Here is a 26,684-nt window from a genome sequence, read left to right as displayed (position 1 = left end):
GTCCATCGGGCAAAGGTTCGCCCGCGTCAGGATACCTACTGCACCACCAGTTGCACCCGGTAGAACCGCCGGGTGGCCGCGCCCGTGGTGGTATCCGTGTAGCTCAACTGGGTCTGTCCGACACCGGCGGTGACCTGCGAGGTTGGCAGCGTGGCCAGCCAGGTGCCGGTCTGAAGATTCGTGCTGTAGTAAACCTGGTAGGTTTTTCCGGGCACCGCTGCCCAAGTGATCGTCACGTTGCCATTGGCAGGGTTGCGGGTGGTGGCGAGGCCTTTGAGGGCGCTCTGGGAATTGGTCGGAACCGTGCCTCCCAGAAACTCATTGAGATTCGTCATTCCGTCGCCATCGGAATCCACATTCGGTGCGATGCCGGTGTACTGGTTGTAGTAGAGCTTTTCCCACCAGTCGGGCAGGCTGTTCAGGTCGCTGTCCACAATCCGCTGGAGGTTCAGCCGGCCGCTGGTGATGACCTTGCCCGCGAGCGAAGGCTTCACATCCACATTGGAGAGGATGCGCTGGATGCGCTGCGCGACCGTATCTTCCGGGAAGCACATGGCCGCCAGGCTTACCGCCGCACTTACCTGTGGTGACGCCATCGAAGTCCCATTCAGGTAGAGGTAGTTGTCCTGGCGGGTGCCGGTGATGGTGGCGGTCTTCGGAAGCGAGGCTTTGATGGCGAGTCCGTCCGCCTGGGAGATGCCGCAGGCGGGAATCCAGTTGACGTTGTCGCTGACGAGGTTGAAGCCGTTCGATCCGCTCTGGTTGTTGTAGATCACCACGGCTTTCGCACCTGCCACCATGGCGTTCGTCACCTTTTCGGAAAACAGCAACGTGCCGCGTTGGATGAGGGCAATGTTGTTGTTCACGGCAGGCGGGAACTCACCGACGTTTCCGATGCCGCAGTCGATGAGATTGCCAGTGATGCCCGCCGTCGTTCCGGATTGGTTCACACCGGTGGCGACATAGGAGGTGGCTCCGACCTGGAGAGTGGAGTTGATCGAGCAGGGCTGGGTCGAGTAGATGTTCACGCCCGGAGCCGCCAGATCGACCTTTGTCGCACCGTAGTTGGAGAAGGTTGCCAGCGTGTCGTTCTGATCCGTGGCTGCGACCACGATCATGTTCGAGAGGCGGTAGTTCGCCGGATAGGTGGCGATTGAATCGTTGTTCGCGGTTTCGTTCCCGGCGGAGCAGCAGAAAACGATACCGGCATTCCCCGCGGCTTGGATCGCATCGCGCTCGGTGGTGGAAAACGAGCCTCCCCCGAAGGACGCGTTGATCACGACGAGGTTTTCGCCGCGGTTTTTCATCAGGACGGCATATTGCAGGGCTGCGATTTCCGCGGCCGTGCTGATGGAGTGGCCATCCGCGGAGACTTTCAGGATCATCAGGCGGGCCTGTTCGTTGGCGCCGATGACACCGAGCTGGTTGTTTCCCACTGCAGCGATCGTGCCCGCCACGTGGGTGCCGTGCGAAGCTCCGTCATACTGGATGTCAGCCGTATTCGAGGTGTTCGACGTGAAGTCGAAGCCGTGCAGGTCGTCGATCCGGCCGTCGCCATCGTCGTCGGAGGCATTGCCGGGAATTTCTCCCGGATTCACCCACAAGTTCGGCTGGAGATCCGGATGGAGCCGATCCATGCCGGTGTCCATGACGGCCGCAATGGGGCGGGATGCCGGGGGACGGAACAACGGGCGGGCTTCCACATACTTCATGTCCGCTCCCGCCGTGCCGACGGTGCCGAGCACGGTTTGGGCGGTGTTGCGCAAGCCCCAGAGATTGGAAAAGGCCGGATCGTTCGGGAGGGCGCTGGTGTAGCGCAGATAGTTCGGCTCCACCGTTTCCACGGTGGGATCCGCCTTCAACTCCGAGATCAGCATGGCGGTGCTCTTGCGATCGCTGCGCACCACGCCCGTTTGCCTCAAGCGAAGTTGGGAGAGCAGGCCGAAGCGTTTGTGGAACTTCAGCGAGTGGCGTTGCAAGGTCTGGTCCGCGCTCCAGGCGTCACGCCAGGGCTTGAAGGTGACGAGCACCTCTCCTTCCACGTAGCGGACGGGAGCTGCGGTCGTTGTGGCTGCGGCTCCCAGCAGGGGAAGAAAAAGTCGGAAACAGGGATTCATGATTTCGGGCCACGGCGGGTTCCCGTGAAAAACGTTCGGCTGCGGCTGACGCCAGCGTGACAGCTTATCCCATAGCCCGTTTTCGTGATCATGGCGAGACGGGAATCGCGCGTTTCAGCGCTTCACCATCACCGGCGTGCCCACCTGCACGGCATCGTAAAACCGCTTGGCCTGGCGTTGCGGCAGCCGCACGCAGCCGCTGGAGGCAGGGTAGCCCGGGAGGTGTCCGGCGTGCAGTCCGCAGGCATCGCTGAACCGCAGGAAGTACGGCATGGGCACTCCCACGAAGCGGCAGCCGGCAGGGCGGGGAGCCTTGCGCACGTCGATGTTTTTCACCACGACCCTGCCGTCCCGAACGTAGTCGCCATAGAGCGACGAGCGGTGGTCGCGGTCCTTTTGGATCACGTGGAATTGCCCTGCCGGAGTGGCTTTGCCTTCGCGACCGGTGGAAACCGGCGAGGTGGCGACCATTTCGCCGCGATGGTAGAGCCAGGCGCGCTGTTCGCTCAGATCGACCACGATTTTCCGGCCCTTGGTGCCGCCACGATCCATCATCGCGCCCAGCTCGGGAATGCGGGCACAACTCGCAAACAGGAGAGGCGAAAGAAGCAAGGACAGCCAGCGGCGGAGTTGGGTCTTCGATGGGCTTTTCATGGCAGCGGAATGATCCGGCAGCCATGGCATCGGCCCCGGAACCCGTCAATTGCCACTGGGAGAGCGATTTGCACGGCGATCAGCCGGTCCTGCAATCGCCCCGGCGCTCCGGTCCTCTGAAGTGTCCGGAAAAGTGGTTGGAAATGAACGAGTCGGAACTTCTCGAAATTGTGCACGCATTGAGCTAATTTGGCAGAATGACCCCTAAACCAGTCGAGACGACGGCATGCCGCCGGTCCCCGCTCGCGGGAAAGGTTGTGGCATGGATGGCGGGTACGGCCTTGATGGCCGCCGCACCGGCCCTCCGGGCCGATATTCCGGACAAAGCCTCGGGGCCGCGCGCTTCCGTGAGCGGCTACTTCAAAGTGATATCCAGTTCCGATCCATTATTCGCCATGCAGGCGGACCGGGAATGGTTCATGGACTTCGGTGGTGGTGAGCAGGCGGGCCGTCATAGTGGTTCGCTGGCTGTATCTCTCCGTCAGAACCCGAACGTCCGCGTGCGCCTGCTCGTTTGGCAGCTCTATTCCGATTCCAGCACCCTTGTGATCGGCAACCAGACCGGGGAGGGATCGCGCAAGGCGGTGATGCTGGCGAACTGGAAGGTTTATCCGAATTCCACCGGACTGATCCTCCAGCGCGGCGACTACCAGATCGCCCTGCGCCGCGCCAACGCCTCCGAATGACGCGGGCTTATTTTGGCAGATATGGCTTCACCGCGGCGGCGAGCAGCTTGTAGCCCTCGTCGTTGAAGTGAAGCTGGTCCGCCACGAAGAGTTCGGGGCGGACCTTGCCCTCGGCATCCAGCGAGATCTTGCTGACATCCGCGAAGACCACTCCCTGTGCCGTTTTGGCGTAATCGGAAACCAAGGCGTTCAGCCGCTCGCCCTTTTCCTTCTCCGCCCAGCGTGACGGAGTCGGATTCACGGAAATAAAGACGACCGGCACGTCCGGCAGTTTCGTCCGCACCTTGGCCACGAAGGCCTTGAAGTCATTCGCCACATCCTCCGGCGAGCGTCCCGCGTGGATGTCATTGGTGCCCGCGCGCAGGAAGATCATCCTCGGCTGGTAGGGGAAAATGATACGGTCCGCGTAGTAGGTGGAGTCCGCGATTTCATTGCCACCGAAGCCGCGGTTGAGCAGAGGGGTCCCCGCGAAATCCGCCGCCAGGGACTTCCACTTCACGATCGTGGAGGATCCGACGAACAGCACCGCGTTCTTCGGAGGCGCTTTCTCCGCGTCCTTTTTCTCGAAGGCGGCCACGTCCTTCTCCCACTTTGCATAGTCGTGCGTCTTTGGAGTGGCCGGAGCCTTGGCCGCCGACTTGGGAGCGGCGGCGGGTTCAGCGTGGACTGGAACGAGGCAGAGACAAGCTGCGAGGGTGGCGGACAGACGCAATGTGAGAGACATCCGTGGGTTACGCGCCTGACGGCGGTTTGTTGCACGGTCCCGCCAACTTTGCGAACCAGCCCGGAATCCCGCGGAATCGGATGGATTCCGTGGATCACCGGACTTCCACCACATCGCCATGGGTCGGTGTGACGATCATGTCCTTCACGATGTCGAAAGATCCACCATGGGTGGTGGGATGGATGTAGAGCTTCTGCTTCCTGGCCTTGAGTTTGTACATCACGTCTTTCGCTTCCTTCGTATCCACGGGATCCTGGAAATCGGAGAACCAATAGACCGCCTCCACCTCGCTGAGCTCGCGTGCAAGCAGGGCGGTCCAGGCGAAGCCGACTCCCTGATAGTCGATGTAGTAGCTGTTGCTCCGGTTCGCGAGGATGCGGAACACCGGTTCCCCCGGGATGGGGGTCGAGAAATCCACTTGGATCTTCGCGCTGCCCTGCTCCAACGTTTTGGCGGGGAGGTAGGCGCTTTCGTGACTCAGACGCCAGAAGCGTTCGAAGCGCTTTTCCTCAATGTCCCGCGTCGCATAGGCGCGTTTTTCCGGTCTGCCGGGAACGATGCCGCATCCGACGTATAGGATCAGCGGACTGCCTGGTGCCACCCGGTCGAGTTCCTTCACCACCTTCGGCAGGTCATTGGTCATCGAGCCGGAAACATCGAGCACCACGCCGATGGAGCGGGCCTGTACCGGAGTGCCGAACATGAGTCCGGCAAACGGTTTCGGTCCCATCCCATTTCCTCCCAGTCCGGGGCCGCTGCCACTGCCGAAACCGGAGCCATTTCCGCTGCCTCTGCCGCCTCCCGACCCACTGCCACCGAGGCCCCCCGACAATCGGCCGCTGTTCAACGAGCCGACCGAAGACATGGCAGAGGCCGCATCCGGCTCCGGAAGCGTGAAGCTGCTGATCGCCCCCTTCGCCGCCATGCGAGGCGTATTCAGCGTGGACATGGTCGCGCGCTGCTTCTTGTGGCTGGTCTCCTTCACACCCGGGGAGCCGCCACCGCCACCCTTCGGCATGAAATCGGGATCCGGCACCTTGTCCGGGATCACCTGGAAGATCCATACCAGACCGATGGCGAGCAGGAGGAGATGGACGAGGATGGAAATGGTCAGGGATTTCCCGCCGAGCTTTCGCCAGAAGGTGCTCCGTCCGGCCGGAGATGGTGCAGGATGCGAGGACATGGGTGGGAGGAGACAGATGGCGAGAAGTCTGGAGTGGAGCCGGGTTGTCATGATTGCCGTGGATGCTGGTTTCGGAGAGACGGGGCGGGTGTTTTCAACCCCATCGTGATCCGGGCACGCTCCGGAAGTTCATGAGATCCGGCGATGGCATTCCTGATATTTACTAGGTGGAAAAACCGGATAGTTTTCAGAGGTGTCATGCACCCGGTTCCCCGTCTCAGCTTGGTCGAGCAAACCGCCCTTCACCTCCAGCAGGGCATTGACAGTGGCAGATGGAAGGGCGCAATGCCGGGAGTGGTAAGGTTGGCAGGAGACCTTGGTGTTTCCAAGGATACCGCCGTGGCTGCCTTGGCTCTTCTGGAAGCGCGGGGCAGCATCGTCTCCCGCGGAAGGGGAAAGCGGAGGGAGGTGGTGGGTGGTACATCGCGTCCGATCATCAGATCCCTGCGGGTGGGATTGTTGCTCCGGGAGGAATTGGGAAAATCGGTGGCTCTGACTCAGGAAATATTTCTCAGGCTGATGCACGATCTGGAAGCCCTCGGTCACAAGCCGGTGTTTGCTCCCAAGTCCCAAGGTGATCTTGGCCTCGATCCCGCACGCATTGGCCGCATGGTCCGCAAATGCGGCGCGGATGCCTGGGTCATTTCCGGCGCGCCCGTGGAGGTCCTGGATTGGTTTAATCAACAAGGCCCTCCCTTTATCGTGCTGGGTGGACGCCATGGCGGGTATCCGCTGGCCATGGCGTCGGTCAGCTCCCTGAATGCCATCCGGGAAAGCGTGGATCGTTTGATCGGTCTCGGGCACCGGCGGATCGTGCTGGTGTGCCTTCCTGATTGGGTGCGACCCGTTCCGGGGCGGATGATGAACTGGTTCTTCGAGCACCTCCGGGCCGCTGGACTACCTGCCAGTGAATACAACGCTCCGTATCACGAAACCACGCCGGAAGGCTTCGAAAGGCTGCTGGAATCCTTGTTCCAACTTACCTCTCCCACCGCGTTGATCGTGCCGAACATGCACTATGCTTTCGCGACCATCAGCTTTCTCGCGGCCCGTGGCTTGTCCGTGCCGCGGGATGTGTCGCTCGTCGTCCGTAGTTCGGACCCGGTGTTTGATTGGGGCCGCCTGCGGATCGCTTACTTCCACTGTCCCGCTGATCCCTTGATCCGCCGCGTCCTGCGTTGGGTGGAGGCTTGCTCGAAAGGTGCCCCGGATTTTGAAGAGATGTCCGTGGACGCTGTTTTGGTGCCCGGTGATTCCATCGCTCCGCCGCCTGGCGCGGTAGGGTGATATGACACGATCACGTACAGGATAGGTTTTGAGAGAATCCGCGGGAGTTGATAAAAAGCTTCCGTTGTTCTTATGACCCCCCAGGAGAAAATCAACCGGCTGACCCGCGGAAACCGCGCGCCATCGCCATTGGCTCCGGAGATGTTGCCTGTTTCGGTGGCACCTCAGCGGGCGGATTTTCGTCATGAGGTGCGTTCGTCTGCTGCGGCTCCCGTGATTTCCGCCGCAGTGCCGTCCGAGACCGTCGCCGTGGTTCCGGATACGAGGCACAGGGATGAGCGCGGCTCGTTGCTCTGGCGGTTGTCACTGGTGGGTTTCATCCTGCTGACATGCGGAGCCGCCCTGTATGTCTGGATGGCGGCCAGCAATTGAGGTGCCCTGCTCCGGCTTGTCATCCCCGTGGGGATTCCGCCAGTCTTCCGGCGTGGACCTCTCCCGCTATCTCCAGATGGACCCGCATCTTCTGCTCGGCCTCCTCAATACGGAACTGCGCAACCACTGTGATTCTCTTGATGACCTGGTGAAGACCCACGGCCTCGATCCGTCCGCGCTGATCGCGAAAATGTCCGCTGCGGGATACGAATACCGGCCGGAGCAGAATCAATTCCGCTGAGTCCGTTTCGTCCCCTCAGCCCAGCGCGCTGCGGAATGCCGGATGAGCGTCCACGATCATGCTGCGACCGTGGAAATCGAAATGGCGCTGCACGATTGGCTGCTGCTTTGAGCAGGTCCGGCAATGCGGAATCCGGAACAGGACCGCTCCTTCTCGCGCCTTCCGCCGCTGCAGACGTTTCTCGACGGATTGCCAGAACATCGCACCCATGAGCACTCCTTGGATGAGCGTGAAGAAAGGTGCCAACAGCAGGAACGGACCCGCTCGACCCCAGTCGTACACACTCGCTTCCGTGTGGGCGTTCTCGTAGCGCAAGGGCGTGACCCGGTTGGTGGCCGTGCCGCAGCAGAGACAGATCCTGGGCAGGTTCTGATCGCTTTTGAGGGTCAGGTCGGAAAAACCTCCGCCACGATAGGCTTGGGAACGAACCACGGCTTTCAAGCTCCGCGCGCTGCTTTTCGCCAGAGACCTCCAAAGGATGATCAATGGCAACCAGACGAAAAGCCCCGGGCACACCAGAGAGATCGCGGCGGCGCCGAGGATGCCGGGAATGCCTGCTTCCGGATGTTTCGCCCTTTGATCCTGCACCAAGGCGATCAAACACAGCAGCGTCAGCCCGCCCATGATCACGACCGCCACGGCCAGGCATTTCTGATTGCCGTTCCATTTGGAACTGCGTCCGGAATGATATCTGCGGGAGGACATGACGCTGGCAGCCATGCGTCATCCCGACAGTGAGGTCACGCCGAATTCCAGAGTGCTTCTATTTTTTCATCTTGCGCAGCCATTCGAGGCGGAAGGCCAGCTTCCGTCGCCGGGATTCGTCCGGCTGCGGATACAAGATCGGATACCACGCGCTCATCACGGCCGCGCGTGCGACCAGACATTGTTGCAGGGCGGCCTCATCCACCGCGCCACCCGCCGCACGATAGGCGGTCACGATCCGGCTGGCGGTGTCCTCATTCCCCTCCAGCACCTTGGGATTCCAGATGATCGATGCCACGTCCCATTCGACCGGGCCGAGGAAGGTGTCCTCCCAATCGGTCCACAGCAGTCCCAGCGTGGTATTCATGAGATTGCCTTCGTGGGCATCTCCGTGCAGCGGCTGGCGTGGGTGGGTTGCCAGTATTTCCAAGGATTCCTCCAGATGGCCGCGCAGCAATTCCAGGATCTCCGGAGGGAAGAGGGCCTGCTTTTCCAGAGTCTCCAGCAGCGCCAGAGTCTCCGTGAGGATCGCCATTTCCGGCAGCGGTTCCGGGCAATCCCGCAGGACCGTGTGGCATTCATGCAAGGTCCGACCCACGGCTTCCGGTGAAGGTTCCTCCGCCACCCGCGTGACGTATTGCCAGAAATTCAGCGTGTATCCCAGATGCTCATGTGGTCCCGGTGGCAGCTCCGGATGCACCGGGATCACGGGTGCCCCGCGCTCCGCCAGGTGCCGTGCCACCCCGGTTTCCCGGGCATACCAGGCGCCGCCCTGGCGAGGGCCGTCGCGGTCCGTCACCACGCGTGCCACCAGCGTCTCCGATAGACGTAGTACCAGAGTGTGGCCGTTCTGCAGGATATCGCAGCGATCCGTGCGCACGCCGTGACCGGCGGCGGTCTCCAGCGCCGCACGGATGGGAAGATCCAGCTCGTTCATGATGGTCCGGGCGGCGGATGGGAATGCCGTCACCGCAGGCGCATCGGCAGGCATTTCCGCCGCCGGATCAAGCTCATTCCGGAAGGGATGGCGCCATTGTGCCGAATGCTTATCCTGTTAGAAAGTGGCTGGAAATCAGGGACTCCCACCCCACGCGATGGCGTAACCACGATTGCGTAGATGGCGGAAACCCCGGTCTTCCCCTATAAACCCCACCGACGGCAGGAGAGACTCCGTCACCAACACACCCAACACCCACCCGATCCCTGCATGAAAACCACGTCCATCGCCAAGGCCAAGAAGAAGGGCATGACCCTGCTCGAGCTGACCGTCGTCATCCTCGTTCTTCTTTCCCTTATTTCCATCCTCTTCATCGGCGCCCGCGCCTGGAAGAAGGGTTCCGACCGCGCCGGCTGCCTCCTGAACATCCGCAACGTGCAGCAGGCCATCCGCTCCTACGGCAACATGAGCGCGCTCAACCCCGGTGACACCATCCCGGCCAGCAAGACCGCCACCCAGGTGCTGATCGGTTCCGGCTTGTTCATGGAGAACACCCCGACCTGCCCGGGCAACGGCACCTACTCCGGCCTCAGCGGCACCACCATCCCGAACGTCGGCACCGTGCTCCTGTCCTGCAACTTCTCGGACGGCCCGGTCCACACCCCGACGAACACCGCCAACTGGTAAGTCGTCCGCCTGGTTCGTTTTCTTCCCACACGTTTTCTCCCCAAGAGGATTCACCCGGCCCTGTCTCCGCCTCCAGGAGACAGGGCTATTTTTAAAACGGGAGGGGCGGTCGTTTCCGCTTTGTTCCCTCCTCTTCAGACTTCCCCCGCGCTCCCGGATAGAGGCGCAAACAAGTAATTCCGACCCTACGCGATTGCGTAGATAGCCGAAAAGTCCACCTTCCTTTATAAAACCACCCCGATGGCGGCAGCCGCCATCAATCCAACACCCCACCCTCCCATACCAGCATGAAAACCAAGACCATCGCCAAGTCGAAGAAGGGCATGACCCTGCTCGAGCTGACCGTCGTCATCCTCGTTCTTCTTTCCCTCATCTCCATCCTCTTCATCGGTGCCCGCGCCTGGAAGAAGGGCTCCGACCGCGCCGGCTGCCTCATGAACATCCGCAACGTGCAGCAGGCCATCCGTTCCTACGGCAACATGCAGGCCCTGAACCCGGGTGCCACCATCCCGGCCAGCAAGACTGCCACCCAGGTGCTCATCGGTTCCGGCCTGTTCATGGAAAACGCCCCGACCTGCCCGGGCAACGGCACCTACTCCGGCCTCAGCGGCACCACGATCCCGAACGTCGGCACCGTGCTGCTGTCCTGCAACTTCTCGGACGGCCCGGTCCACACCCCGACCAACACCGGCGACTGGTGATCTGATCCGGATTCCGCGGATCTCCAAGGTCCGCGGTGTTTCAGACCATTTTTCTCCCCAAGAGAATCAACCGACCCTGTCTCCCTCCGGAGGCAGGGTCGCTTTGTTTCGAGGGTGTGCGATGGCTGGATGCGGAGGCCGGATTCATGATCCCGCCCCGCATGATTGCGTAGATAGGCGAAGCATCGGCATTCCTATATGACCATATCTAACAGCGGAGATTGTCTTGCCATCCGCCACCCTATCCCAACATGAAAACCACCGCACTCCGCCGCCGCGCCGGCATGACCCTGCTCGAGTTGACCGTCGTCATCCTCGTTCTGCTTTCGCTCATCGGCATCCTCTTCATCGGTGCCCGTGCATGGAAGAAGGGCTCGGACCGCGCCGGCTGCATCCTCAATGTCCGTAATAGCCAGCAGGCCATCCGCTCCTATGCGAACATGAACACGCTCAACCCCGGCGCCACCATCCCCGGTGGCAAGAACCGCGAGCAGGTCATCGCCGGTTCCGGCCTGTTCATGGAAAACTTCCCCACCTGCCCGGGCGGCGGTAGCTACGGCGGCCAGGAACTCACCACCATCCCGAACATCGGCGTGGTCCTCATGGCCTGCAACTTCGGCGACAGCGTGAACAACCACTTCCCGAGCAACATCGAGAACTGGTGACCCGCCCCCCGGCGGCATCCATGCTTTGCCGCTTCTTTCTTTTCAAACGATTTCTTCCCCAAGAAAACCATCAGCCCTGTCTCCCACGTGGAGGTAGGGCTGTTTTCTTGGGATCACGGCTCCGGGTTACTGGCCCAGGAATTTCTTCCAACCGGATTCCTCCGGCGTGTCCGCGATCCGCTTCATTTCGGAAAGATAGCCTGCGGGCACATTCGAGCGGCGGATGGTGGAGGACTTGATCGTCGGGTAGGTCTTCGCGATCCGTGATTGATCCTCGGCGAAACGGTCCGTGACGATCACAAAGCCATGGCCGAACACCGGGATGCCGATCAGGCTGCGGCCGACGATGGTGAGCGCATTCACCCGGCCCACATAGGTGGCCTCGCCCGCCTTCACCTCAAAGGGCACGTTCATCGGCAGGCGGTTGCTTACGGATACCGTGGCGGTCATGCGCTGGCCGATCAGGCTCCAGCCCGTCACCGAGTACTGTCCCGCCGGCATGGGGATCGCCAGCACCTCGCTGCGCGCTCCCTTGACCATCACGCTCTGGCCCGGACCTTGCGCGTAGGGTTCCAGCCACACGCGAGTGTCGTCGGTCGGTCCCTTGATGGTCACGCTGGCTTCCGCACCCGGGAGGTTCTCCATCTTTCCGGAGGGCATGACCGTCTTCTGCTGGAACGTGGCCACGATGTAGCCCTCGCCCGGCTTCAAACCCCGCGCCTGCAGGGCGGCAGGGGTCAGGGGACGGTTGACCGGTCCGCACGAAACCAACGCTCCGCCAAACACCGCCGCCATCGCGGCACCGCCGATTGCTTTCAAGATCCGCATGGCGGTTGGCTATCCGGGCGCGGGTGTCGGCTCAACTCCTTTCCTCCCGATCATCCGGCGCTCACAGCCATTTCTTCCAGAACGCTTCTTCCCGTGGTGTCCGGGCGACACGTCTCATCTCCGCCTGATAGGTGGCGGGGGCGTTGGAGCGATGGATCATGGATGGCCGGATCATGGGATAGTGATTGGAGATCCGGCTCTGGTCCTTGGAGAAGTCATCGCCCAGCAGCATCGCACCATCGGCGAGTACGGGCACTCCGATGAAATTCCGCCCCCATACCGCGATCGAGCGGAAGCGACCCACGTAGGTCGCTTCACCGGGATTCACCTGCAGCGGCACGCGGATCGGCAGGCGGTTGCTGATTTCGATCCAGCCACCTCCGGTATTGGTCTCCACGCGCCAGCCGGTGAGTTCATAGTTTCCGGCGGGCAATGGCATGGCCACTACTTCACTGGGGCGGCCATTCGGGATCAGCAGATCGTAGATGGGATGGGACACCGCCGGTTTCAGTCGGGCGAAGTTCCCACCCGGTTTTCCGGCTCGTTCCACCTGCACCCAGCTCACCGCGTGATCCGGACCGGAACCGCCCTCGCGATCCAGGGAAATCTTGTCAAAAGTCGCCACGAGGTAGCCTTCTCCCGGCTTCAGGCCGCGCTTCTGAAGGGCTGCCGGAGATTCCGGGCCACGGGGCGAAAGCACTCCGGAGCAGGAAACCAGGCTTCCGCCAAACACCACCGCCATCACGACGCCACCGATTGCTTTCAAGATCCGCATGCGCGCGAGCTAACAAGGCTCTGCGTCTCCCGCAACTCTTGCGAGATCTGTGGCCGCAAAACCATCGTCCCCCGTCCTCAAGTTCCTCGTTTGATGATTCCGAAGAGATCGCTGTAAAGAAGCGCTTCCTTGCGCCAATCCATTTTCTGCAGCCGGAGGGCTTGCGTGCGGTCGAGTTCGAAAGTCATTTTCGTGGCGAGCCAGCAGACGCCATACAAGCTGCGGTCGACGTCGAGGTCCTCGAATTCCCCACCGTCCAATCCATAGTCCACGCAATCCGTGCAGACGAGTTCCGCGGTATGCCAATAGCTGGGCAGGTGGTCCCCTTTCCGGTAGTCTGTCGGCAGGGACAGGGCGCGATAGGGCATATTCTGTCCAAGAAACTTCCGGGCGCTCTCCTTATTCTGCTGGAAGAGCGCGTCTCTGACGACATCGGAGCCCGGATCTCCCATGAAAAGGGAAGGATAGAACGGTGTGATCTCGAGGCGCCCCACGCGGATGCGGATGTCGGGCGGAAGAGTGAAGGTCCGGATGTCCATGGGAAAGAGGTTGTGCGCCTGAGCGTCATCCCGGGTGACAGAAATTCAATGGGATTCCGGGATCTTCCCGAGAACCTGATCCAACCGGGCGCGGCGTGGAATGGCCGAAGGCGTTCAAGGGCGGCTTTGTCCAAGGGCTGGAAGAGATCCGTGCCTACCGGACCGAGCAGTGGAGTGGGATTGATCCCCGTGTCGAGCCCGTGGCTTTTCATCCGGGCGATGATGGGAGCATCCTCGTCGAGGTCCATCAGGTGGTGCACGACCTGGCGGGAGCGGTGCTTGCGGAGGTCCACGTCGGCCACCGTTTCACGTTCTCCGGTGGATTGATCCGGGCGATGGAACTTGTTGCTTTTCCCTGAGCTCCCGGATCATCGGACGTCCGGCTCCGCGTTCCCGCTTACAATACGATCAATGTCGGCGGACCACCCATGTTCGGCAGCCGGACCATGTGCGGCTTCATCCCCTCCAGAGGGATCACCTTGCCTTCCGTCTTGTCATAGACCATCGGGAGCCAGCGCGAAATCGAGGGCGACGGGAACTGGTAGGTGTTCCCGATGAAATAGCGATGTCCCGGTTTCGCCTGGAATTCGTAGACATGGTCCACGTTCTCCGACAGGCCGGTCCAGATCGGGATCGAAATGATCTTCAGTTTCCCCGGCTCGCAGACGATCGAGGCCCGCACCGAGCTCGCGGCGTAGCATCCGCGCTTGTCCCGCTCGAAATAGCGTCCGTATTGACCGTTGATGGCGACCACCACGCCCGGTCCGGCGTAGCCCTGGCGGGTGAAAAAATCGCCCCGGCTGGTGAATCCACCGAACTTCGAATCCGCGTAGTCGCACATCTGGTTCTGCTCCTCCTTCGTGCGGCTCGTCTCCAGCGTCACACGCTGCTCCGGTGGCAGCAGCTTCGCCGCCGGAGTGATGCTGTGCACCGTGCCGCACGAAACGAGGGCTCCGCCAAACACCACCGCGATCATGGCTCCGCCGATTGCTTTCAAGATCCGCATGCGCGCCAGCTAACAGAGTGAGGCCCGTCCTTCAACTTTCCTTCACGGAAACATGGATTAGGTTGGATCGACATTTAAGGCGCGAGGCCGGGTGTCTCTGATGTGGAGTGCGGCGAGACATCCCCGCTTTCGGCACGGGGGAGAAATCGACGGAAACTGCGGCACTATCATGCGGGAGATGCCTGAACCCGTGGGGAGATGATTCTGGAACGCGGGAGCCGCTCCCTGGACACCAAGCCTCTTTCCGGCGATGTCCCGCCTCCGCTCAAAGCGGCGATGCCTCGCCGCACTCCAAATCCAAAGCGCCCTTTGGATACTTCCCATCCAAAGTAAAATGAATGTCGATTTAGCCTGGTTCTACTTCTGCTATTTGTCGGATCACTGATGACTGATCACCCGGCACTTCAAAGCGGCAGCAGGGTGCGGATGAACTGCTCGAAGCGGGCGAGGCGGCCGGGGTCGACGAGGGTGCGGGGCAGCTCGCCGAGGAGCCAGCTTCCGGCCTTTTCCTCCATGGTTCCCGCCGGGGCGGGGAGATGGCGGCGGGCGGGATGCGGGACAGGGCGGCCAGCATGGCGGTGAGGCCGCGTTCGCAACCGTGGCGGATCTCCACATCCCCGGATGAGGAATGCCGGGCCGGGACAGTTCTTCCAGGATCTCCAGAATCAACGGGAAGCGCTCCATGGCGCGGTTGATGGACTCCGCCACCAGCTCGCGGTCCGCGCTCACGCTTGCGCTGGTCATTGCGCCTGCGCTTGTGTCCGCGGTCATTCCCGTCTCCGGGCGTGTTCCTGTTCCCGCGGCAGGATCTGTCATCTTCCGGTGCATCGGCTCCCAATTCAGACAAGACCCATCATGCTAACTCCTGATGTGTTGTCAAATGACAAAGAATTTTCAGCGTGGCGGTTGTCTTGCATTCCGGTAACAAACGCGGATGCCTTCCGCTGAAAGCGAAGCCTACGTCCGGCGCCTGATCGATCTCCTGCGGCACGCCCGCACGGAGGCGGGCTTGAGCCAGCAGAAGCTCGCCGCGCTTTCCGGCGTGGACCTCGGCGTCATCTCCCGCGCCGAGCGCCACGAACGCATCCCGGGCCTCGCCGCCCTCCGCGACCTCGCCATCGCCCTCCAGCTCGATTGGGGACAGCTCTGTTCCCAAGCCAGTCACGGGCAAGGGAAATGAGGGGTAGAAATCTCGACCAGCCATCGGGGTAAGGACTGTATCTAATTTCACTATAGAGAAAGCTCGGTCAAGGCCGATTCTCGTTAGACTGACAGGGTGCAACTCAATACCCGGGCCGAACGACTCTCCGAACTCCTGCGAAGCGAGCTCGAAGCGCGGCGGGTTGCCGCAGGTCTGTCGAAGAGCGAGCTCGCCGCGAAGGCTGGTCTGGCCGTGTCTTTCGTCTCTTACCTCGAAAGCGGCAAGCGTCGGCCAACAGTTGAAAGCCTGGCGAAGCTCGCCTGGGTGTTAGGAACGACACCCTCTAAAATCTTGGGAACTTGTGAATCGCGTCTAGAGACAGATTCGTAGTTCTTAGAATAAATGTCGATATCCTAGATCTAAAGGAAAGCAGCAAAATGATGCTATCGCATTTGCTAAATATCAACGATTTCAATTTTAACCCTGCCTTTAGTGATACTGTTTTTCGATATTAGGTGTTCCAAAACGCCCACGAATATTCTTATTTCGCGCTGGGCTAATAATTTTTCCTCATCCGAAACACCAATGTGATTTTTTCCGATATAAGATCGAATCGATTCGCTAAGTGCATTCAATGTGATAGGAATATCAGATAGCTGTAGTTTCCCACTCGTGATGGTGGATATTTGCACATAAAAATCGAAAGGTCGGAATGAGCCTGCGTCGATCTTAATTAATTCCCAGTCACCCGTGGTACGATGGGCTCTAACTTTGTTATACATGTCAGGAGGGAGCTCATCGGGTATAAGAATCGTCAGTTGAAGGTCATCAAATGTTGTGCCGTCGGCGACTTTAGAATGTGCTGCAGATTTAGGATCGTGCTTTTGGCAGCTATTTGGATAGCCGCATGTTTTACCTAAGCGCAGTATTTTTGACTCCATCAGGCTTGTGACTGCCTTCTCGATGAAATTGTTAAAATAGCCATAGGCGAGAGAAGTTGAAGGCAAGAAACCAAACTCATAAATTTTTTCACGCTCCTTAATATGGTTTGCAATGCTTTCGCATATTTGAGAAATAGATTGCTTTTGCTTTTCTCTCAAAGTTTCTAAATTTCCCCTGAATTTTGACAAGAAACCAGTGTTCTTGGCCGTTTTGAAAAATGGTAAAGTGATACCACTTAGATCGGAAGGAATCTTAACTCCCGATTCTGCCATCAAAAAAGACCTATGGCGACCTAGGCGCCCTGCAAATAGGCCGAATTCAAAAATAATATTGTCTCGAGCCACATCGAGCTTTACACCTCGAGATTTTGCAACATCGTCTCGAGAGGCGATTAAAACACCATAGTCATACAAGCTAAGTTTGCGCATGAGATCTTCATAGGCCGAATTGCCAAAATCAAATGTCTTCTTCCATATGGTGCAGTTAGCAACCGAAGAAAGCTCATCTTGAACTTGCTTAGCAAAAGGCTCGGCCTCTGAGGAGGAGCCAATGAAAACTTGAGGTGGGAAAGTAATCATGGCTAGTATTCCAAGGAGGCTTTTTTAACTAAAGCGCTTCTAGCAAGATCAGATTTTACGTCAGCCACTAGAGTGTCTAGATCTTCTTTCATGCTCCTTAAAGAAGGAACAATCTCATCATCGCGCAAAGGATATTCGATGCCTTTCGGGCATTTAACGGATTTTCTATAATCGTTGTCCCTAATAAGATTTCCTAATTGCCTAGACACTGATTCAGCGATAAATATTTCAGAACCCACGGTTTGATAGGTGATCTGATCATCGGGAATCGAATGGGCGATCGTTGTTAGTTGGAAACTTTTGAGCTCTTTTAAGACATTGTCGCCATCAGCTTTGAGATTTTTCATTAGCCGAATAGCCTTCCTGGACCCATCATTGGTGCGATCCCCTTTTTGGTTTATGTTATGTATTGCGGCAAAGGGGTAATCTTTGATTTTTTCGCCGGTGGGAAATTTATAAAGATATATTCCTTTGTAAAATTCGTCCTGCGTTTCTTGATATTTTGAGCTTAGATACCAGAAGCAAAATATTAGATCAACCTTGCGATGAAGAGATTTATTGTAAATTGATATTCCTTTTTCTCCGCTCGTGTCGACGATGTCATACGTCGCCTGCATTATTGAGGTGGATTGTTGGCGCAATGCCCGTATATCTGAATTTGGCTCCGTTTTGGTATAAGGATTGATCGGCTTGGTTTCAGGAAAATGGTAATCGTCGATGATTGCCAATAGATCAAAATCGCTGTGAAGTTTTATATTGGTGTTCGTTACGACCGAACCTTGGGTTTTATAAGTTCGTGAAACGGGGAGCTCCAAATTATTTTCCAGATGATTTCTTACTCGAGTGGCCGCTTCGAGTGTTCGCGAATTGTAATCCGATCCAATTGCACGCATGGACTCTAGTAGATATCTAACGTCGGAAGGGAGTAGAGAGGCGCTGGCAGATTTGGAAAGAGCCGATTCGTTAAGTGCTGTATCGGATTTCCGTGCCGTCAAACTTGAGAGTCTGGCAGAGTAATTGAGAGGGGGCATGGCAGCAGAGGGGGATTAATTTAATGGGTGAATGAAGATGTTAGACAGATTCGTCAATCATATTCAGTGCAGGCTTCGAGCCCTTGCTTGGCGTTTAGGAAGCTAGTCGGGATGTTCTCCGCCTCCCAACCATTCCCCGGTCGCATGCCAGAGCTCGTAATAATAGAGCCACATTTTTGCCCAGTTCACTACTGTATGAGAAATTAATTTGCCCGGTGTCCAATGCTGGTTTTTTGGGCGGAAAAGGCACAGATGCCTCTGCGCGTACATGTGAGGGATTTTTTCTGTTGAATCCCGTGGAATTAATTCTGGTGAGAGAACTGATACAAAAGGAAGACCGCCTACGCTATATTCGATTTTAATTCGATACTCTGAGCACAAGGGAGTGGGGCGCACTAGTCCTACCCATACTAAGGTTCGCTTATCAATCAGAGCACTCGATTCGGTAGGGTGGTTTAGTTCTAGTGCCCTCTTTTGGACCTTTGCTGTAATTACGAGCTTTACGGTTTATCTCCAAAAAAAGAAGTTCCTCCGACAGGTAAAACACTAGCTGAAGCAGCTACCACCCCTAAAAAGCCAGTTTTACGGTCACTCCCTAAATTTCCCGCCGCTCGTAGGCCCGAGATACCCATTTGATCAAATGTTCTCAAAGCTGCTTCGGCTGCCTCTTTCCCCAAAATAGGCTGGAGACTATTTGAGGCTGTTTTTAACTTCAGATCTGAGATCCGGCCGAAGTCAATTCGAGCTTGTTTAAGCCATTCGCCAAAGGCAATTTCTCGAGAGGGAGGAACGTGTGGCCATCTATCTGCATAATCTTCTACTAGGTATCGAGGGTTTGGGACACGAGGTGCCACAGGTCTCACGAAGCTGTCCATCGTGAACAGAATCTCAAGTACTGCATCCTCGATGTTTTGATGTCCGATATAAGCTTGTGAGGAAAGCGTAGTTATGATGGCCGAAGAAGTGGCATCGTTCCGATCTTCAAAGAAGAGATCGCGATGACGCTTCAATAGTTGAACAGCAAACTGCAAGATTGATTTATTTTGTTGCGTCGTTTGTTTTGGTGCTGGTGCGATACTTGCGTTTTTTGAATTAATAACAGCTTCAAAGGAGCGCGAGGTAGGGAGAACGCGAGCTTTTGCTAATTCGAAATAAATCTTATAAGATTTGGGGTCAGATGGACGCCAGAGTAACGATTTGCAATCCGGAAGTTGGATTGCCGTAAGATTTTGAGGCGTAGGGTTTGGCCTCACGGGCAAAAGATCTATGTGGAAATCACCCGGATAGTTTATTCGAAAGCAGCGATCTAATCGGCTTATGGTGGTGGGATTCTTAGCAAAGCCATTTAAAGCTTTTTCTAGGTCATCCATGGTTTCTTCAAGAGTCATGTATTGAGCTCCATTCATCACCACCACGATATCTAGGTCGAATTCCGTGCGATGAAGTGGGCGAACGCAGGTTCCCAGGTCCATGGACCCTTGCGGATAGATGTCTGGAGAATGCCGTTCACAAAAATCTTGGTTTTCATCCAAGTGCTTTGCGATTGCGTGATACTCTCGAACGGCTTTCTGGTACTGAGCATCTGTAAGATCTAAACTTGCGATGCCAGCACGAAGCAATTCTTCTATATCTAAGCCATTTTCTCGGAGAGTCGATGTGAGCATAATTTTTTTAATAAAGCCTAAATCTCCTCCCCCGAGGGGAATGATTAGGCAGGGTTAAGAAGTCATGTCAGAAATTGCTGATTAGAATGTTAGCTATCGGGAGAAACCGCGAATTTGGCAGAAGGCAAATAAATGAATTCACTGACAGGCTTCGCAGGTGCCGCCGTTCATCATGGCTTCGATGGAGCAGGCGTTCACTTCCTCGGCGGTGTAGGTTTTGGCGGGGGTGCCGCCGGTGCCGGCGGCGAGGCCGCGGACTTCCTTTTTCACGTCGATGGTGGCTTTCTCGATGTTCGAGGCCTGGAGGGTGCGGAGGTAGTAGGTGGTCTTGAGGCCCTTGTCCCAGGCTCGCCGATACATGTGAGACAGGGTCTTCATGTCCGGGGTGGAGAGGAAGAGGTTCACCGACTGGCTCTGGTCGATCCACTTCTGGCGGCGGGCGGCGGCATCGATGATGAACTCGAAGCCGATGCCGAAGACGGTCTTGTGCTTGTGCTTGAGCGCTTCCGGGATGTCGTCGATGGAATCGAGCTCGCCGTCGAAGTACTTGAGCTGGTCGACCATTTCCGGGCTCCAGAGGCCGGCCTTCTTGAGGTCCTTCACGAGCTCCGCATTGAGGATGATGAACTTCCCGCCGAGGTTTTCCTTGGTGTAGAGGTTCTTGTAGTTCGGCTCGATGCAGGGGGTGGTGCCGGTGATGTTTGAGATCGTGGCGGTGGGGGCGATGGCGAGGACGTTGGAGTTCCGCATGCCCTGCTTGGCGATCTTCTCGCGGACGACGGACCAGTCCATCTTGCCACCGCGGGGGACATCGATCTTGCGACCGCGCTCGTCTTCCAGGAGGTCGACGGTGTCCTGCGGGAGGAGGCCGCGGTCCCACTTCGAGCCCTTGTAGCTGGAGTAGGCGCCGCGCTCGCCGGCGAGATCCGAGGAGGCACCATACGCGTAGTAGGCGATGGCTTCCATGAACTCGTCATTGAACTCGACGGCGGCCTCCGAGGCGAAGGAGAGGCCGCGCTTGTAGAGGGCGTTCTGCAGGCCCATGACGCCGAGGCCGATGGGGCGGTGGCGGCTGTTCGCGGTCGCGGCGGCGGTGGTGGGGTAGAAGTTGATGTCGATCACATTGTCCAGCGCGCGGATGGCCACGGTGATGGTCTCCTTGAGCATTTCATGATCGAGCGCGCCGTCCTTGGTGACGTGGGTATCGAGGATGACGGAGCCGAGGTTGCAGACGGCGGTTTCCTCGTCCGAGGTATTGAGGGTGATCTCGGTGCAGAGGTTGGACGAGTGGATGACGCCGGCGTGGTCCTGTGGGGAGCGGACGTTGCAGGGGTCCTTGAAGGTGATCCACGGGTGGCCGGTCTCGAAGATCATCTTGAGCATGCTCTTCCAGAGCTCGATGGCGGGGAGCTGGCGGGACCAGATGCGGCCCTCGGCGGCCATGGCCTCGTACTGGGTGTAGCGGGTCTCGAAGGCCTTGCCATAGAGGTTGTGGAGGTCCGGGACCTCGTTGGAACGGAAGAGGGTCCAGTTTTCACGGTTCTCCATGCGCTTCATGAACAGGTCCGGAATCCAGTTCGCGGTGTTCATGTCATGGCAGCGGCGGCGGTCGTCACCGGTGTTCTTGCGGAGCTCGAGGAAGTCCTCGATGTCGTTGTGCCAGGTCTCGAGGTAGGCGCAGCCGGAGCCGCGGCGCTTGCCACCCTGGTTGACGGCGACGAGCTGGTCGTTGTGGAGCTTGAGGAAGGGGATGATGCCCTGGGACTCGCCATTGGTGCCCTGGATGTAGCCACCGGTGCCGCGCACGGCGGTCCAGGAGCCGCCGAGGCCGCCCGCCCACTTCGAGAGGAAGGCGTTTTCCGCGATGCCACGGATCATGATGGACTCGATGGAGTCATCGACCTTGTAGAGGTAGCAGGAGGAGAGCTGGCTGTGGAGGGTGCCGGAGTTGAAGAGCGTCGGTGTGGACGAGCAGAAGCGGCGGCCCTTGTAGAGATTGTAGAGGCGGATGACCCAGTCCTCTTTCTTGGATTCCTCACGCTTGAAGAGGCCCATGGCGACGCGCATCCAGAAGAACTGGGGCGTTTCCAGGCGGCGGGGCTTCGAGCCGGTCTTGTCGACGACGAGGTAGCGGTCGTACATCGTCTGGATGCCGAGGTAGTCGAAGTCGAGGTCCGCGGAGGGATCGAAGGCGTTGGCGAGCTTGTCGAGGTCGTAGCTGTCGAGCAGGTCCTGGTGGATGCGCTTGATGGCGACGCCATGCTTCAGGTAGCTCTTGAACTTGGACTTGTGGGCTTCCTTGAGCTTTTCGATGCCGTCCTTCTGGATGCTCCAGTCGAGGACTTCCTCATAGATGTAGGAGAGGAGGATGCGGCCGGCGAACTTGGCGAAGTCCGCGTCTTTTTCGATGAGGGCCTTGGCATTGAGAATGACGGTGGCCTTGAGGTCCTTGTCGGAGATCTCGCTGCCGATGGAGCGACGCAGCTCGCGCTCGATCTCGACCTCGGTGAGGCAGAGGTCGAGGCCGATGGAGGCGAAGGAGATGCGCTTTTTCAGCTCGGTGCCGTCCCAGAAGTTGCTGGTGCCGTCCTCCGTGGTGACGACGACCATGGACTCCTGGTTCGGGTCCTCGGTGCGGCTTTCCTGTTCCTGGCGGAGGCGGTTGCGCTGGGCGCGGTAGAGGATGTAGTGCTCGGCGGCCTTGAAGCGGCCGGCGCGCATGAGTTCCTCCTGGACCATGTCCTGGACGTCCTCGATGTGGACGAATGATTGGTCGCCGCGGCGGATGCGCTCGGTGACGGCGCGGGCGATGTCCGTGGCGGCGTCCGGGTTTTCCTTGATGGTGAGGAAGGCCTTGCGGACGGCGATCTCGATCTTGGTCTCGGACCATGGCACGACGTTGCCATTGCGACGGATGAGGCGCACGGGCAGGGCGTGGGGGCCGGTGTGAAGGTCCACACTGCCATTCTTCTCCATGGAGCGGCGGAACGCCAGGGACTTGGCGACATCGTAGGCGTCGTTCTCGAGGAGGGCCTTTTCGATGAGGAGGTAGAGATCGGCCTCGGAGAGACGGAGGCGGCCGCCGTCATCGAGCGACTGGGTGAGGGAGTTCGCGACGGCGTGGGCGACGTCCGAGACGAACTTGCGGTTCACGTCCGAGAAGATGGACTTCTCATCCTGACGGCGGGAGATGAGGAGGTCCGCCAGCGAGTCACCGATCGCGTCCGCCACGTCTTCGAGCGAGAAGTGCGTTTCGTTCGAGCCGCGGGTGACGATGATGTCTGCGATGGGATTGCGCTTCTCCGTGGGCAACACCTCGCGCCAAGCAAAGGCACGATCGTTGGCGGGAAGGGTAAAGCGGTCCGTGATGACCTGCTTCAGGATGAGATCCTCGTCGGGGTTAACGGCGCGATACATGGTTTTCTAAGGGCAGGGATTGAAACTAAGGAAAAAAGCAGAGGTAAGGGATCAGCGGGGCTGCGCCCCGAGAGGGATCAAAGTTCGTCGTCGTGGACAGTGGCGAGGGCGGAGGCCTTCTGGTATTCGGTGACCTTGCCTTCGAAGAAGTTGGTCTCCTTCTTGATGTCCATCATCTCCGCGAGCCATGGGAACGGATTGGTGGCGGAGGCGTTGAGCGGGGCGAGGCCGCAGGTGGCGAGTCGGCGGTCGGCGATGTAGTCGATGTAGGTTTCGAAGTCGGCGGCGTTGAGGCCGAGACCGGCGACGGGGAGGCAGTCGCGGATGAACTGTTTCTCCAGGCGGATGCCCTCGGCCATGGTGGCGCGGAGGTCCTCGCGGAACTCATCGGTCCAGATGTCCGGGTTTTCATCGACAAGGTCCATGAGCAGGTTGCGGAAGACCTCGATGTGGTTCGACTCATCGCGCAGGGTGTAGCTGAACATCTGGCCGATGCCCGGGAACTTGTTCTGGCGGTAGAGGCTGAGGATCATGCCGAAGAGGCCGTAGAACTGGGTGCCCTCCATGACCTGGCCGAAGAGGAAGATGTTCTTGGCGAGCGCCTGCTTGTTGGCGGTGATGGTGAGGTCGACATCGCGGCGCAGGGCGCGGCTGTTGGAGACGACGAAGTGGTTCTTCTCCTTGATGGTCGGGATGTCCTCGAACATGGCCTCGCACTCGTGGGGGTTCAGGCCCAGCGAGGAGAGCATGTAGACGAGGGAGTCGGCGTGGATGTTTTCCTCGTGGGCGTGGCGACCGAGCACGAGTTTCAGTTCCGGAGCGGTGACGACCTCGCGGACGACGTGGAGGACGTTGTCACCAACGATGCCCTCGGCGGCGGAGAAGTAACCGATGCCCATCTTGATGATCCACCGCTCGACATCGGTGATCTCATCGGAGCGCCACTGCTCCACGTCCTTCTGCATGGTGATGTCTTCCGGCTCCCAGTGGTTGGCCTTCATCTTCTTGTACAGATCGTAGGCCCACTGGTACTTCAGCGGCAGGATGTTGAAGAACATCGTGTCCCGGCCGTTGATGACGCGCTTGGAAGCAAAGGCTTGTTCGGCCTTGTCGCGATCGAGGGTGAAGGTGCGGTTGCCGAGGGTGACGGTCGTGGTAGCAGACATGGCAGGGAAGCAGTCGGAAGGCTGGTTTGGGAAGGTCGTTCGGGAGGCGTCGGGCGCTGCCGCCGGGAGGCGAGCAGCGTTGGAGATCGTGACAGAAAACGTCACCTTGGGTCAATTCTGGTTTTGCCCATATGGTATCCACAAATTATTCACAATACTACATGTGGTGGTATTGGGCCATGAGCGGCGCGCATTGGTGGCCGGAAACCCACGCAAGCCCTTGCAAAAGCGAGGGGTTTCAAAATCGGCCACAAGCCAACCTCCCAAATCTTGGGGGTCAAAAAAATTTCAACCCTCCACCCCTCTTGTGCAACCGGGGTGGTATTTTAAAAATTTAGTTCGGAAAACTGAAAGAAACGGAATCGTCACCGGCCATTTCGCGGGAATCCGCGGAAAATATGGGGTGGAATTTTTAGAAAGGGTCTTTCAGCGGTGGGGGGAAGGTTTGTCAGTGCGAAGAGAAACCGCGGGTGGATGCAAAGGGAGGATTTGAATGGGGGAGTCCATGAGAGGAAAGGGTCCGATGGCCTTTGATGGGATGACCACAGATTTTGCTGATTGAAGAGGAGGCACAGAAAAAGCCGCCCTGTTTCCGGGGCGGCTTTTGGAGAGGGGTAAAAGAAGAGGCTGGGCGCTTGGAAAGCGCCGCCACGGTTAGAAGGACCAGTCGTGGCCGTCGAGTTCGCACACGCAGGCGGTGAGCAGTTCGATGCAGGCGGCGAGGTCCTTCTTGTGGGTGGTCTCGATGGTCTGGTGGATGTGGCGGGTGGGGATCGAGACCGCGCCGGCGATGGAGCCACCGGGGACCATGCGCTGGAGCTGGGCGGTATCGGTGCCGCCGGCGGCGAGGATTTCCGGCTGCCACTTGATGGAGTTCCGCTCCGCCACGGCCTTCATGTAGGCCACCATGCGGTAGTCGCAGATGACGGAGGAATCCATGATCTTGATGGCCGCGCCTTCGCCGAGGGCGGTGCAGCGCTCCTGCGGGGTGGAGCCGGGGACATCGTAGGCGATGGTGGTGTCCAGGCCGAAGGAGAAGTCCGGCTTGATGTCCAGGGCGGCCGGACCGGCGCCGCGGAGACCGATTTCCTCCTGCACGGTGAAGACGGCGTAGAAATCGTAGGAGGGCTTCTTCTTGGCCTTCTTGAGGGCGCGCAGGGTCTCGATGAGGAGGAAGACGGAGGCGCGGTTGTCGAGGGACTTCACGTTCACGCAATCGCCGAGCTCCATGAGCGGGCTGTAGCGGGTGACGAAGTTGCCGACCTCGACGTATTTCTCCACATCCTTCTTCGCCATGCCGGTGTCGATGAAGTAGTCCTTGATCTGCGGAACCTTATTGCGCTCCTCCGGGGACATGATGTGGGTGGGCTTCGAGCCCATCACGCCGAGGATGTCCTTCTTGCCGTGGATGAGGACGCGCTGGGAGGTGAGGGTTTTCGGATCGAATCCGCCGACGGGATTGAAGCGGACGAAGCCCTTGTCATCCACGTGGGTGACGATGAAGCCGATCTCGTCCATGTGGGCGGCGGCCATCACGCGCTTGGCGGAGGACTTGCCTTTTTTCAAGGCGACCACGTTGCCCATGTTGTCGGTGCGGATCTCGTCGGCCAACCCGTCGATTTCCTTCAGGACGAGGGCGCGGATTTCCTTTTCGTAGCCAGGAGCGCCGGGGGCTTCGCAAATGCGGCTGAGGAGGTCGATGTCGATAGGCATAAAGCAAATATGGCGGAAAGATTCGCGCGTGAGCTTGGCGGGCGCGGAGCGGGGCACAAGCGCCAAGATGCAAAGAGAACTGGGTGGCTGAGGAACGCAGTTTGGCGGGAGGCCCCGGTTTGCGGCGCGGGTTCCACTTGGCGGACGGACGGGATGGATTACAATCGGGCATGCAGAAACGTTTGTTGATCGACCTGTCCACCCTGCCGGAGGACGGGAAAAACGTCTCCGGGGAGCTCCCTGCGGAGACTTTCGACCTCCCGGAGGGCGATGCGAAGGCCACCGGCCCGCTGGAATACGACCTTTTCGTGCAGCGTTTCGGCTCCGAGCTGCTTTTCACCGGAACGCTGGCCGCGCCCTTTGAATTCATCTGTGTTCGCACCCTGCACCCCTTCATCCAGACCATCCGGCTGGAAAATGCGGCGGTCTCGCTGGAAATCGGCCGGGATGGCGAAATCGACGCCACGGAAGCCTTGCGGGAGGAGGTTTTGATCCACTTCCCGGTGGACCCGCGATGCGAGGATGCGGACGAGCCGCAGCATTGCGAAGTCGATTCCCGCTATTTAGCAGTGGACAAACCGGATGAAGACGATGTAGAGACCGCCCCCCGCGCGGGGTCCGACGACCGTTGGACAGCCCTCGACGCGCTCAAGGACCTGAAGGACCAACACTAACCGACTCTACTACCATGGCAGTCCCAAAACGCCGCCAATCCAAGAGCCGCTCGAAAATGCGCCGTGGCGCAACCCGCTGGCGTGCCCCCATCCTCAAGAGCTGCCCGGAATGCGGAACCCGCATTCCCTCGCACATCGCCTGCCCGTCCTGCGGCTACTACCGCAACCGCCAGGTGCTGACCGTCGAGGCTCTCTGAGCACCCCGATGTTGCTTTCTCTCCAGTCACCGCGCCGGACTTTCCGGACGCGGT

The 26,684-nt window shown here is 58.9% G+C and carries 29 protein-coding genes and 1 pseudogene; 12 read left to right on the top strand and 18 right to left on the bottom strand.

The genetic code is table 11. The annotated features are described in order from the left end of the window. Positions 1-35: 35 nt before the first annotated feature. Together KBB96_RS13705 and KBB96_RS13700 are read right to left on the bottom strand one after the other, a co-directional pair. Positions 36-2,117: a S8 family serine peptidase gene (locus KBB96_RS13705; RefSeq protein ID WP_211630009.1), complete on the bottom strand. Its 2,082-nt coding sequence runs from the start codon at positions 2,115-2,117 to the stop codon at positions 36-38. A 114-nt stretch (positions 2,118-2,231) separates the two neighbouring features. Continuing rightward, a complete protein-coding gene (locus KBB96_RS13700; protein WP_211630008.1) occupies positions 2,232-2,771 on the bottom strand; it encodes a L,D-transpeptidase family protein in 540 nt (179 codons plus the stop codon). 197 nt (positions 2,772-2,968) lie between these two features. On the opposite strand from KBB96_RS13700, the gene KBB96_RS13695 reads away from it, so the two are divergent. Then, complete coding sequence (locus KBB96_RS13695) at positions 2,969-3,457, top strand: hypothetical protein (RefSeq protein WP_211630007.1); 489 nt, start codon at positions 2,969-2,971, stop codon at positions 3,455-3,457. A 7-nt stretch (positions 3,458-3,464) separates the two neighbouring features. Here KBB96_RS13695 and KBB96_RS13690 read toward each other — a convergent pair whose 3' ends face one another. Next, entirely contained in the window at positions 3,465-4,181 is a 717-nt protein-coding gene (locus KBB96_RS13690) for a GDSL-type esterase/lipase family protein (protein WP_211630006.1), read from the bottom strand. A gap of 94 nt (positions 4,182-4,275) precedes the next feature. Next, a complete protein-coding gene (locus KBB96_RS13685) occupies positions 4,276-5,364 on the bottom strand; it encodes a hypothetical protein (RefSeq protein ID WP_211630005.1) in 1,089 nt (362 codons plus the stop codon). Between the two features lie 144 nt (positions 5,365-5,508). Between KBB96_RS13685 and KBB96_RS13680 the strand changes: the two genes are divergently transcribed. From KBB96_RS13680 to KBB96_RS13670, 3 genes are all read left to right on the top strand, one after another. After that, on the top strand, positions 5,509-6,651 hold the full coding sequence (locus KBB96_RS13680; protein WP_211630004.1) for a substrate-binding domain-containing protein: 1,143 nt from the start codon (positions 5,509-5,511) through the stop codon (positions 6,649-6,651). Positions 6,652-6,723: 72 nt separating this feature from the next. Beyond that, a complete protein-coding gene (locus KBB96_RS13675) occupies positions 6,724-7,023 on the top strand; it encodes a hypothetical protein (RefSeq protein WP_211630003.1) in 300 nt (99 codons plus the stop codon). Positions 7,024-7,075: 52 nt separating this feature from the next. Further along, positions 7,076-7,264, top strand: coding sequence for a DUF4250 domain-containing protein (locus tag KBB96_RS13670; RefSeq protein WP_211630002.1), 189 nt, complete (start codon positions 7,076-7,078; stop codon positions 7,262-7,264). Positions 7,265-7,279: 15 nt separating this feature from the next. On the opposite strand, the gene KBB96_RS13665 is transcribed toward KBB96_RS13670, so the two are convergent. Next, the gene (locus KBB96_RS13665; protein WP_211630001.1) at positions 7,280-7,969 is read right to left on the bottom strand and encodes a hypothetical protein; all 690 of its coding nucleotides are present in this window, start codon (positions 7,967-7,969) and stop codon (positions 7,280-7,282) included. 58 nt (positions 7,970-8,027) lie between these two features. Continuing rightward, positions 8,028-8,960, bottom strand: coding sequence for a phosphotransferase (locus KBB96_RS13660; protein WP_211630000.1), 933 nt, complete (start codon positions 8,958-8,960; stop codon positions 8,028-8,030). A gap of 216 nt (positions 8,961-9,176) precedes the next feature. Here KBB96_RS13660 and KBB96_RS13655 point away from each other — a divergent pair, with 216 nt between their 5' ends. The 3 genes from KBB96_RS13655 (at position 9,177) to KBB96_RS13645 (ending at position 10,959) form a co-directional block, all read left to right on the top strand. Further along, a complete protein-coding gene (locus KBB96_RS13655; RefSeq protein WP_211629999.1) occupies positions 9,177-9,593 on the top strand; it encodes a prepilin-type N-terminal cleavage/methylation domain-containing protein in 417 nt (138 codons plus the stop codon). A gap of 287 nt (positions 9,594-9,880) precedes the next feature. Then, positions 9,881-10,294, top strand: coding sequence for a prepilin-type N-terminal cleavage/methylation domain-containing protein (locus tag KBB96_RS13650; protein ID WP_211629998.1), 414 nt, complete (start codon positions 9,881-9,883; stop codon positions 10,292-10,294). 251 nt (positions 10,295-10,545) lie between these two features. After that, complete coding sequence (locus KBB96_RS13645; protein ID WP_211629997.1) at positions 10,546-10,959, top strand: type II secretion system protein; 414 nt, start codon at positions 10,546-10,548, stop codon at positions 10,957-10,959. A 126-nt stretch (positions 10,960-11,085) separates the two neighbouring features. Here the strand turns inward: KBB96_RS13645 and KBB96_RS13640 are convergent, their stop codons facing one another. From KBB96_RS13640 to KBB96_RS13630, 3 genes are all read right to left on the bottom strand, one after another. Next, positions 11,086-11,787 carry a hypothetical protein gene (locus KBB96_RS13640; protein ID WP_211629996.1) on the bottom strand — a complete coding sequence of 234 codons (702 nt, stop codon included), beginning with the start codon at positions 11,785-11,787 and terminating at the stop codon, positions 11,086-11,088. Positions 11,788-11,848: 61 nt separating this feature from the next. Further along, positions 11,849-12,562: a hypothetical protein gene (locus KBB96_RS13635; RefSeq protein WP_211629995.1), complete on the bottom strand. Its 714-nt coding sequence runs from the start codon at positions 12,560-12,562 to the stop codon at positions 11,849-11,851. 77 nt (positions 12,563-12,639) lie between these two features. Then, positions 12,640-13,101 carry a hypothetical protein gene (locus KBB96_RS13630; protein ID WP_211629994.1) on the bottom strand — a complete coding sequence of 154 codons (462 nt, stop codon included), beginning with the start codon at positions 13,099-13,101 and terminating at the stop codon, positions 12,640-12,642. 95 nt (positions 13,102-13,196) lie between these two features. On the opposite strand from KBB96_RS13630, the pseudogene KBB96_RS13625 reads away from it, so the two are divergent. After that, positions 13,197-13,460: pseudogene (locus tag KBB96_RS13625) on the top strand (nuclear transport factor 2 family protein); the annotation flags it as partial. A 38-nt stretch (positions 13,461-13,498) separates the two neighbouring features. Here the strand turns inward: KBB96_RS13625 and KBB96_RS13620 are convergent. Both KBB96_RS13620 and KBB96_RS13615 read right to left on the bottom strand, forming a co-directional pair. Further along, a complete protein-coding gene (locus KBB96_RS13620; protein ID WP_211629992.1) occupies positions 13,499-14,107 on the bottom strand; it encodes a hypothetical protein in 609 nt (202 codons plus the stop codon). A gap of 404 nt (positions 14,108-14,511) precedes the next feature. Beyond that, the gene (locus tag KBB96_RS13615; RefSeq protein ID WP_211629991.1) at positions 14,512-14,703 is read right to left on the bottom strand and encodes a hypothetical protein; all 192 of its coding nucleotides are present in this window, start codon (positions 14,701-14,703) and stop codon (positions 14,512-14,514) included. 338 nt (positions 14,704-15,041) lie between these two features. Here KBB96_RS13615 and KBB96_RS13610 point away from each other — a divergent pair, with 338 nt between their 5' ends. Both KBB96_RS13610 and KBB96_RS21345 read left to right on the top strand, forming a co-directional pair. After that, on the top strand, positions 15,042-15,287 hold the full coding sequence (locus KBB96_RS13610) for a helix-turn-helix domain-containing protein (protein WP_211629990.1): 246 nt from the start codon (positions 15,042-15,044) through the stop codon (positions 15,285-15,287). A 96-nt stretch (positions 15,288-15,383) separates the two neighbouring features. Continuing rightward, positions 15,384-15,638, top strand: coding sequence for a helix-turn-helix domain-containing protein (locus KBB96_RS21345; protein WP_211629989.1), 255 nt, complete (start codon positions 15,384-15,386; stop codon positions 15,636-15,638). A 65-nt stretch (positions 15,639-15,703) separates the two neighbouring features. On the opposite strand, the gene KBB96_RS13600 is transcribed toward KBB96_RS21345, so the two are convergent. The 7 genes from KBB96_RS13600 to KBB96_RS13575 all read right to left on the bottom strand — a co-directional run bounded on the left by KBB96_RS13600 (position 15,704) and on the right by KBB96_RS13575 (position 25,759). After that, a complete protein-coding gene (locus KBB96_RS13600) occupies positions 15,704-16,768 on the bottom strand; it encodes a TIR domain-containing protein (RefSeq protein ID WP_211629988.1) in 1,065 nt (354 codons plus the stop codon). Between the two features lie 2 nt (positions 16,769-16,770). Continuing rightward, a complete protein-coding gene (locus tag KBB96_RS13595) occupies positions 16,771-17,799 on the bottom strand; it encodes a nucleotidyltransferase-like protein (protein ID WP_211629987.1) in 1,029 nt (342 codons plus the stop codon). Between the two features lie 102 nt (positions 17,800-17,901). Continuing rightward, positions 17,902-18,291 carry a type II CBASS E2 protein gene (locus KBB96_RS21365; RefSeq protein WP_486624506.1) on the bottom strand — a complete coding sequence of 130 codons (390 nt, stop codon included), beginning with the start codon at positions 18,289-18,291 and terminating at the stop codon, positions 17,902-17,904. Between the two features lie 8 nt (positions 18,292-18,299). Next, the gene (locus tag KBB96_RS13590) at positions 18,300-19,463 is read right to left on the bottom strand and encodes a nucleotidyltransferase domain-containing protein (RefSeq protein ID WP_211629986.1); all 1,164 of its coding nucleotides are present in this window, start codon (positions 19,461-19,463) and stop codon (positions 18,300-18,302) included. A 138-nt stretch (positions 19,464-19,601) separates the two neighbouring features. Then, positions 19,602-22,880: a ribonucleoside-diphosphate reductase subunit alpha gene (locus tag KBB96_RS13585; protein WP_211629985.1), complete on the bottom strand. Its 3,279-nt coding sequence runs from the start codon at positions 22,878-22,880 to the stop codon at positions 19,602-19,604. Positions 22,881-22,957: 77 nt separating this feature from the next. After that, the gene (locus KBB96_RS13580; protein WP_211629984.1) at positions 22,958-24,046 is read right to left on the bottom strand and encodes a ribonucleotide-diphosphate reductase subunit beta; all 1,089 of its coding nucleotides are present in this window, start codon (positions 24,044-24,046) and stop codon (positions 22,958-22,960) included. Between the two features lie 654 nt (positions 24,047-24,700). After that, positions 24,701-25,759: a M42 family metallopeptidase gene (locus KBB96_RS13575; RefSeq protein ID WP_211629983.1), complete on the bottom strand. Its 1,059-nt coding sequence runs from the start codon at positions 25,757-25,759 to the stop codon at positions 24,701-24,703. Between the two features lie 170 nt (positions 25,760-25,929). Between KBB96_RS13575 and KBB96_RS13570 the strand changes: the two genes are divergently transcribed. Continuing rightward, on the top strand, positions 25,930-26,433 hold the full coding sequence (locus KBB96_RS13570; protein ID WP_211629982.1) for a YceD family protein: 504 nt from the start codon (positions 25,930-25,932) through the stop codon (positions 26,431-26,433). A 14-nt stretch (positions 26,434-26,447) separates the two neighbouring features. Then, positions 26,448-26,630: a 50S ribosomal protein L32 gene (gene rpmF, locus KBB96_RS13565; protein ID WP_211629981.1), complete on the top strand. Its 183-nt coding sequence runs from the start codon at positions 26,448-26,450 to the stop codon at positions 26,628-26,630. The last annotated feature ends 54 nt before the right edge of the window (positions 26,631-26,684 follow it).

Source organism: Luteolibacter ambystomatis, from assembly GCF_018137965.1.
Lineage (GTDB): Bacteria > Verrucomicrobiota > Verrucomicrobiia > Verrucomicrobiales > Akkermansiaceae > Luteolibacter > Luteolibacter ambystomatis.
This window is presented reverse-complemented; position numbering and strand designations above follow the sequence as displayed.

Coding starts and splice junctions, on each gene's coding strand:
- KBB96_RS13705 (WP_211630009.1), bottom strand. CDS start 2,117: ATGAATCCCTGTTTCCGACTTTTTCTTCCCCTGCTGGGAGCCGCAGCC.
- KBB96_RS13700 (WP_211630008.1), bottom strand. CDS start 2,771: ATGAAAAGCCCATCGAAGACCCAACTCCGCCGCTGGCTGTCCTTGCTT.
- KBB96_RS13695 (WP_211630007.1), top strand. CDS start 2,969: ATGACCCCTAAACCAGTCGAGACGACGGCATGCCGCCGGTCCCCGCTC.
- KBB96_RS13690 (WP_211630006.1), bottom strand. CDS start 4,181: ATGTCTCTCACATTGCGTCTGTCCGCCACCCTCGCAGCTTGTCTCTGC.
- KBB96_RS13685 (WP_211630005.1), bottom strand. CDS start 5,364: ATGTCCTCGCATCCTGCACCATCTCCGGCCGGACGGAGCACCTTCTGG.
- KBB96_RS13680 (WP_211630004.1), top strand. CDS start 5,509: ATGGCATTCCTGATATTTACTAGGTGGAAAAACCGGATAGTTTTCAGA.
- KBB96_RS13675 (WP_211630003.1), top strand. CDS start 6,724: ATGACCCCCCAGGAGAAAATCAACCGGCTGACCCGCGGAAACCGCGCG.
- KBB96_RS13665 (WP_211630001.1), bottom strand. CDS start 7,969: ATGTCCTCCCGCAGATATCATTCCGGACGCAGTTCCAAATGGAACGGC.
- KBB96_RS13660 (WP_211630000.1), bottom strand. CDS start 8,960: ATGCCTGCCGATGCGCCTGCGGTGACGGCATTCCCATCCGCCGCCCGG.
- KBB96_RS13655 (WP_211629999.1), top strand. CDS start 9,177: ATGAAAACCACGTCCATCGCCAAGGCCAAGAAGAAGGGCATGACCCTG.
- KBB96_RS13650 (WP_211629998.1), top strand. CDS start 9,881: ATGAAAACCAAGACCATCGCCAAGTCGAAGAAGGGCATGACCCTGCTC.
- KBB96_RS13645 (WP_211629997.1), top strand. CDS start 10,546: ATGAAAACCACCGCACTCCGCCGCCGCGCCGGCATGACCCTGCTCGAG.
- KBB96_RS13640 (WP_211629996.1), bottom strand. CDS start 11,787: ATGCGGATCTTGAAAGCAATCGGCGGTGCCGCGATGGCGGCGGTGTTT.
- KBB96_RS13635 (WP_211629995.1), bottom strand. CDS start 12,562: ATGCGGATCTTGAAAGCAATCGGTGGCGTCGTGATGGCGGTGGTGTTT.
- KBB96_RS13630 (WP_211629994.1), bottom strand. CDS start 13,101: ATGGACATCCGGACCTTCACTCTTCCGCCCGACATCCGCATCCGCGTG.
- KBB96_RS13620 (WP_211629992.1), bottom strand. CDS start 14,107: ATGCGGATCTTGAAAGCAATCGGCGGAGCCATGATCGCGGTGGTGTTT.
- KBB96_RS13610 (WP_211629990.1), top strand. CDS start 15,042: ATGCCTTCCGCTGAAAGCGAAGCCTACGTCCGGCGCCTGATCGATCTC.
- KBB96_RS13600 (WP_211629988.1), bottom strand. CDS start 16,768: ATGATTACTTTCCCACCTCAAGTTTTCATTGGCTCCTCCTCAGAGGCC.
- KBB96_RS13595 (WP_211629987.1), bottom strand. CDS start 17,799: ATGCCCCCTCTCAATTACTCTGCCAGACTCTCAAGTTTGACGGCACGG.
- KBB96_RS13590 (WP_211629986.1), bottom strand. CDS start 19,463: ATGCTCACATCGACTCTCCGAGAAAATGGCTTAGATATAGAAGAATTG.
- KBB96_RS13585 (WP_211629985.1), bottom strand. CDS start 22,880: ATGTATCGCGCCGTTAACCCCGACGAGGATCTCATCCTGAAGCAGGTC.
- KBB96_RS13580 (WP_211629984.1), bottom strand. CDS start 24,046: ATGTCTGCTACCACGACCGTCACCCTCGGCAACCGCACCTTCACCCTC.
- KBB96_RS13575 (WP_211629983.1), bottom strand. CDS start 25,759: ATGCCTATCGACATCGACCTCCTCAGCCGCATTTGCGAAGCCCCCGGC.
- KBB96_RS13570 (WP_211629982.1), top strand. CDS start 25,930: ATGCAGAAACGTTTGTTGATCGACCTGTCCACCCTGCCGGAGGACGGG.
- rpmF (WP_211629981.1), top strand. CDS start 26,448: ATGGCAGTCCCAAAACGCCGCCAATCCAAGAGCCGCTCGAAAATGCGC.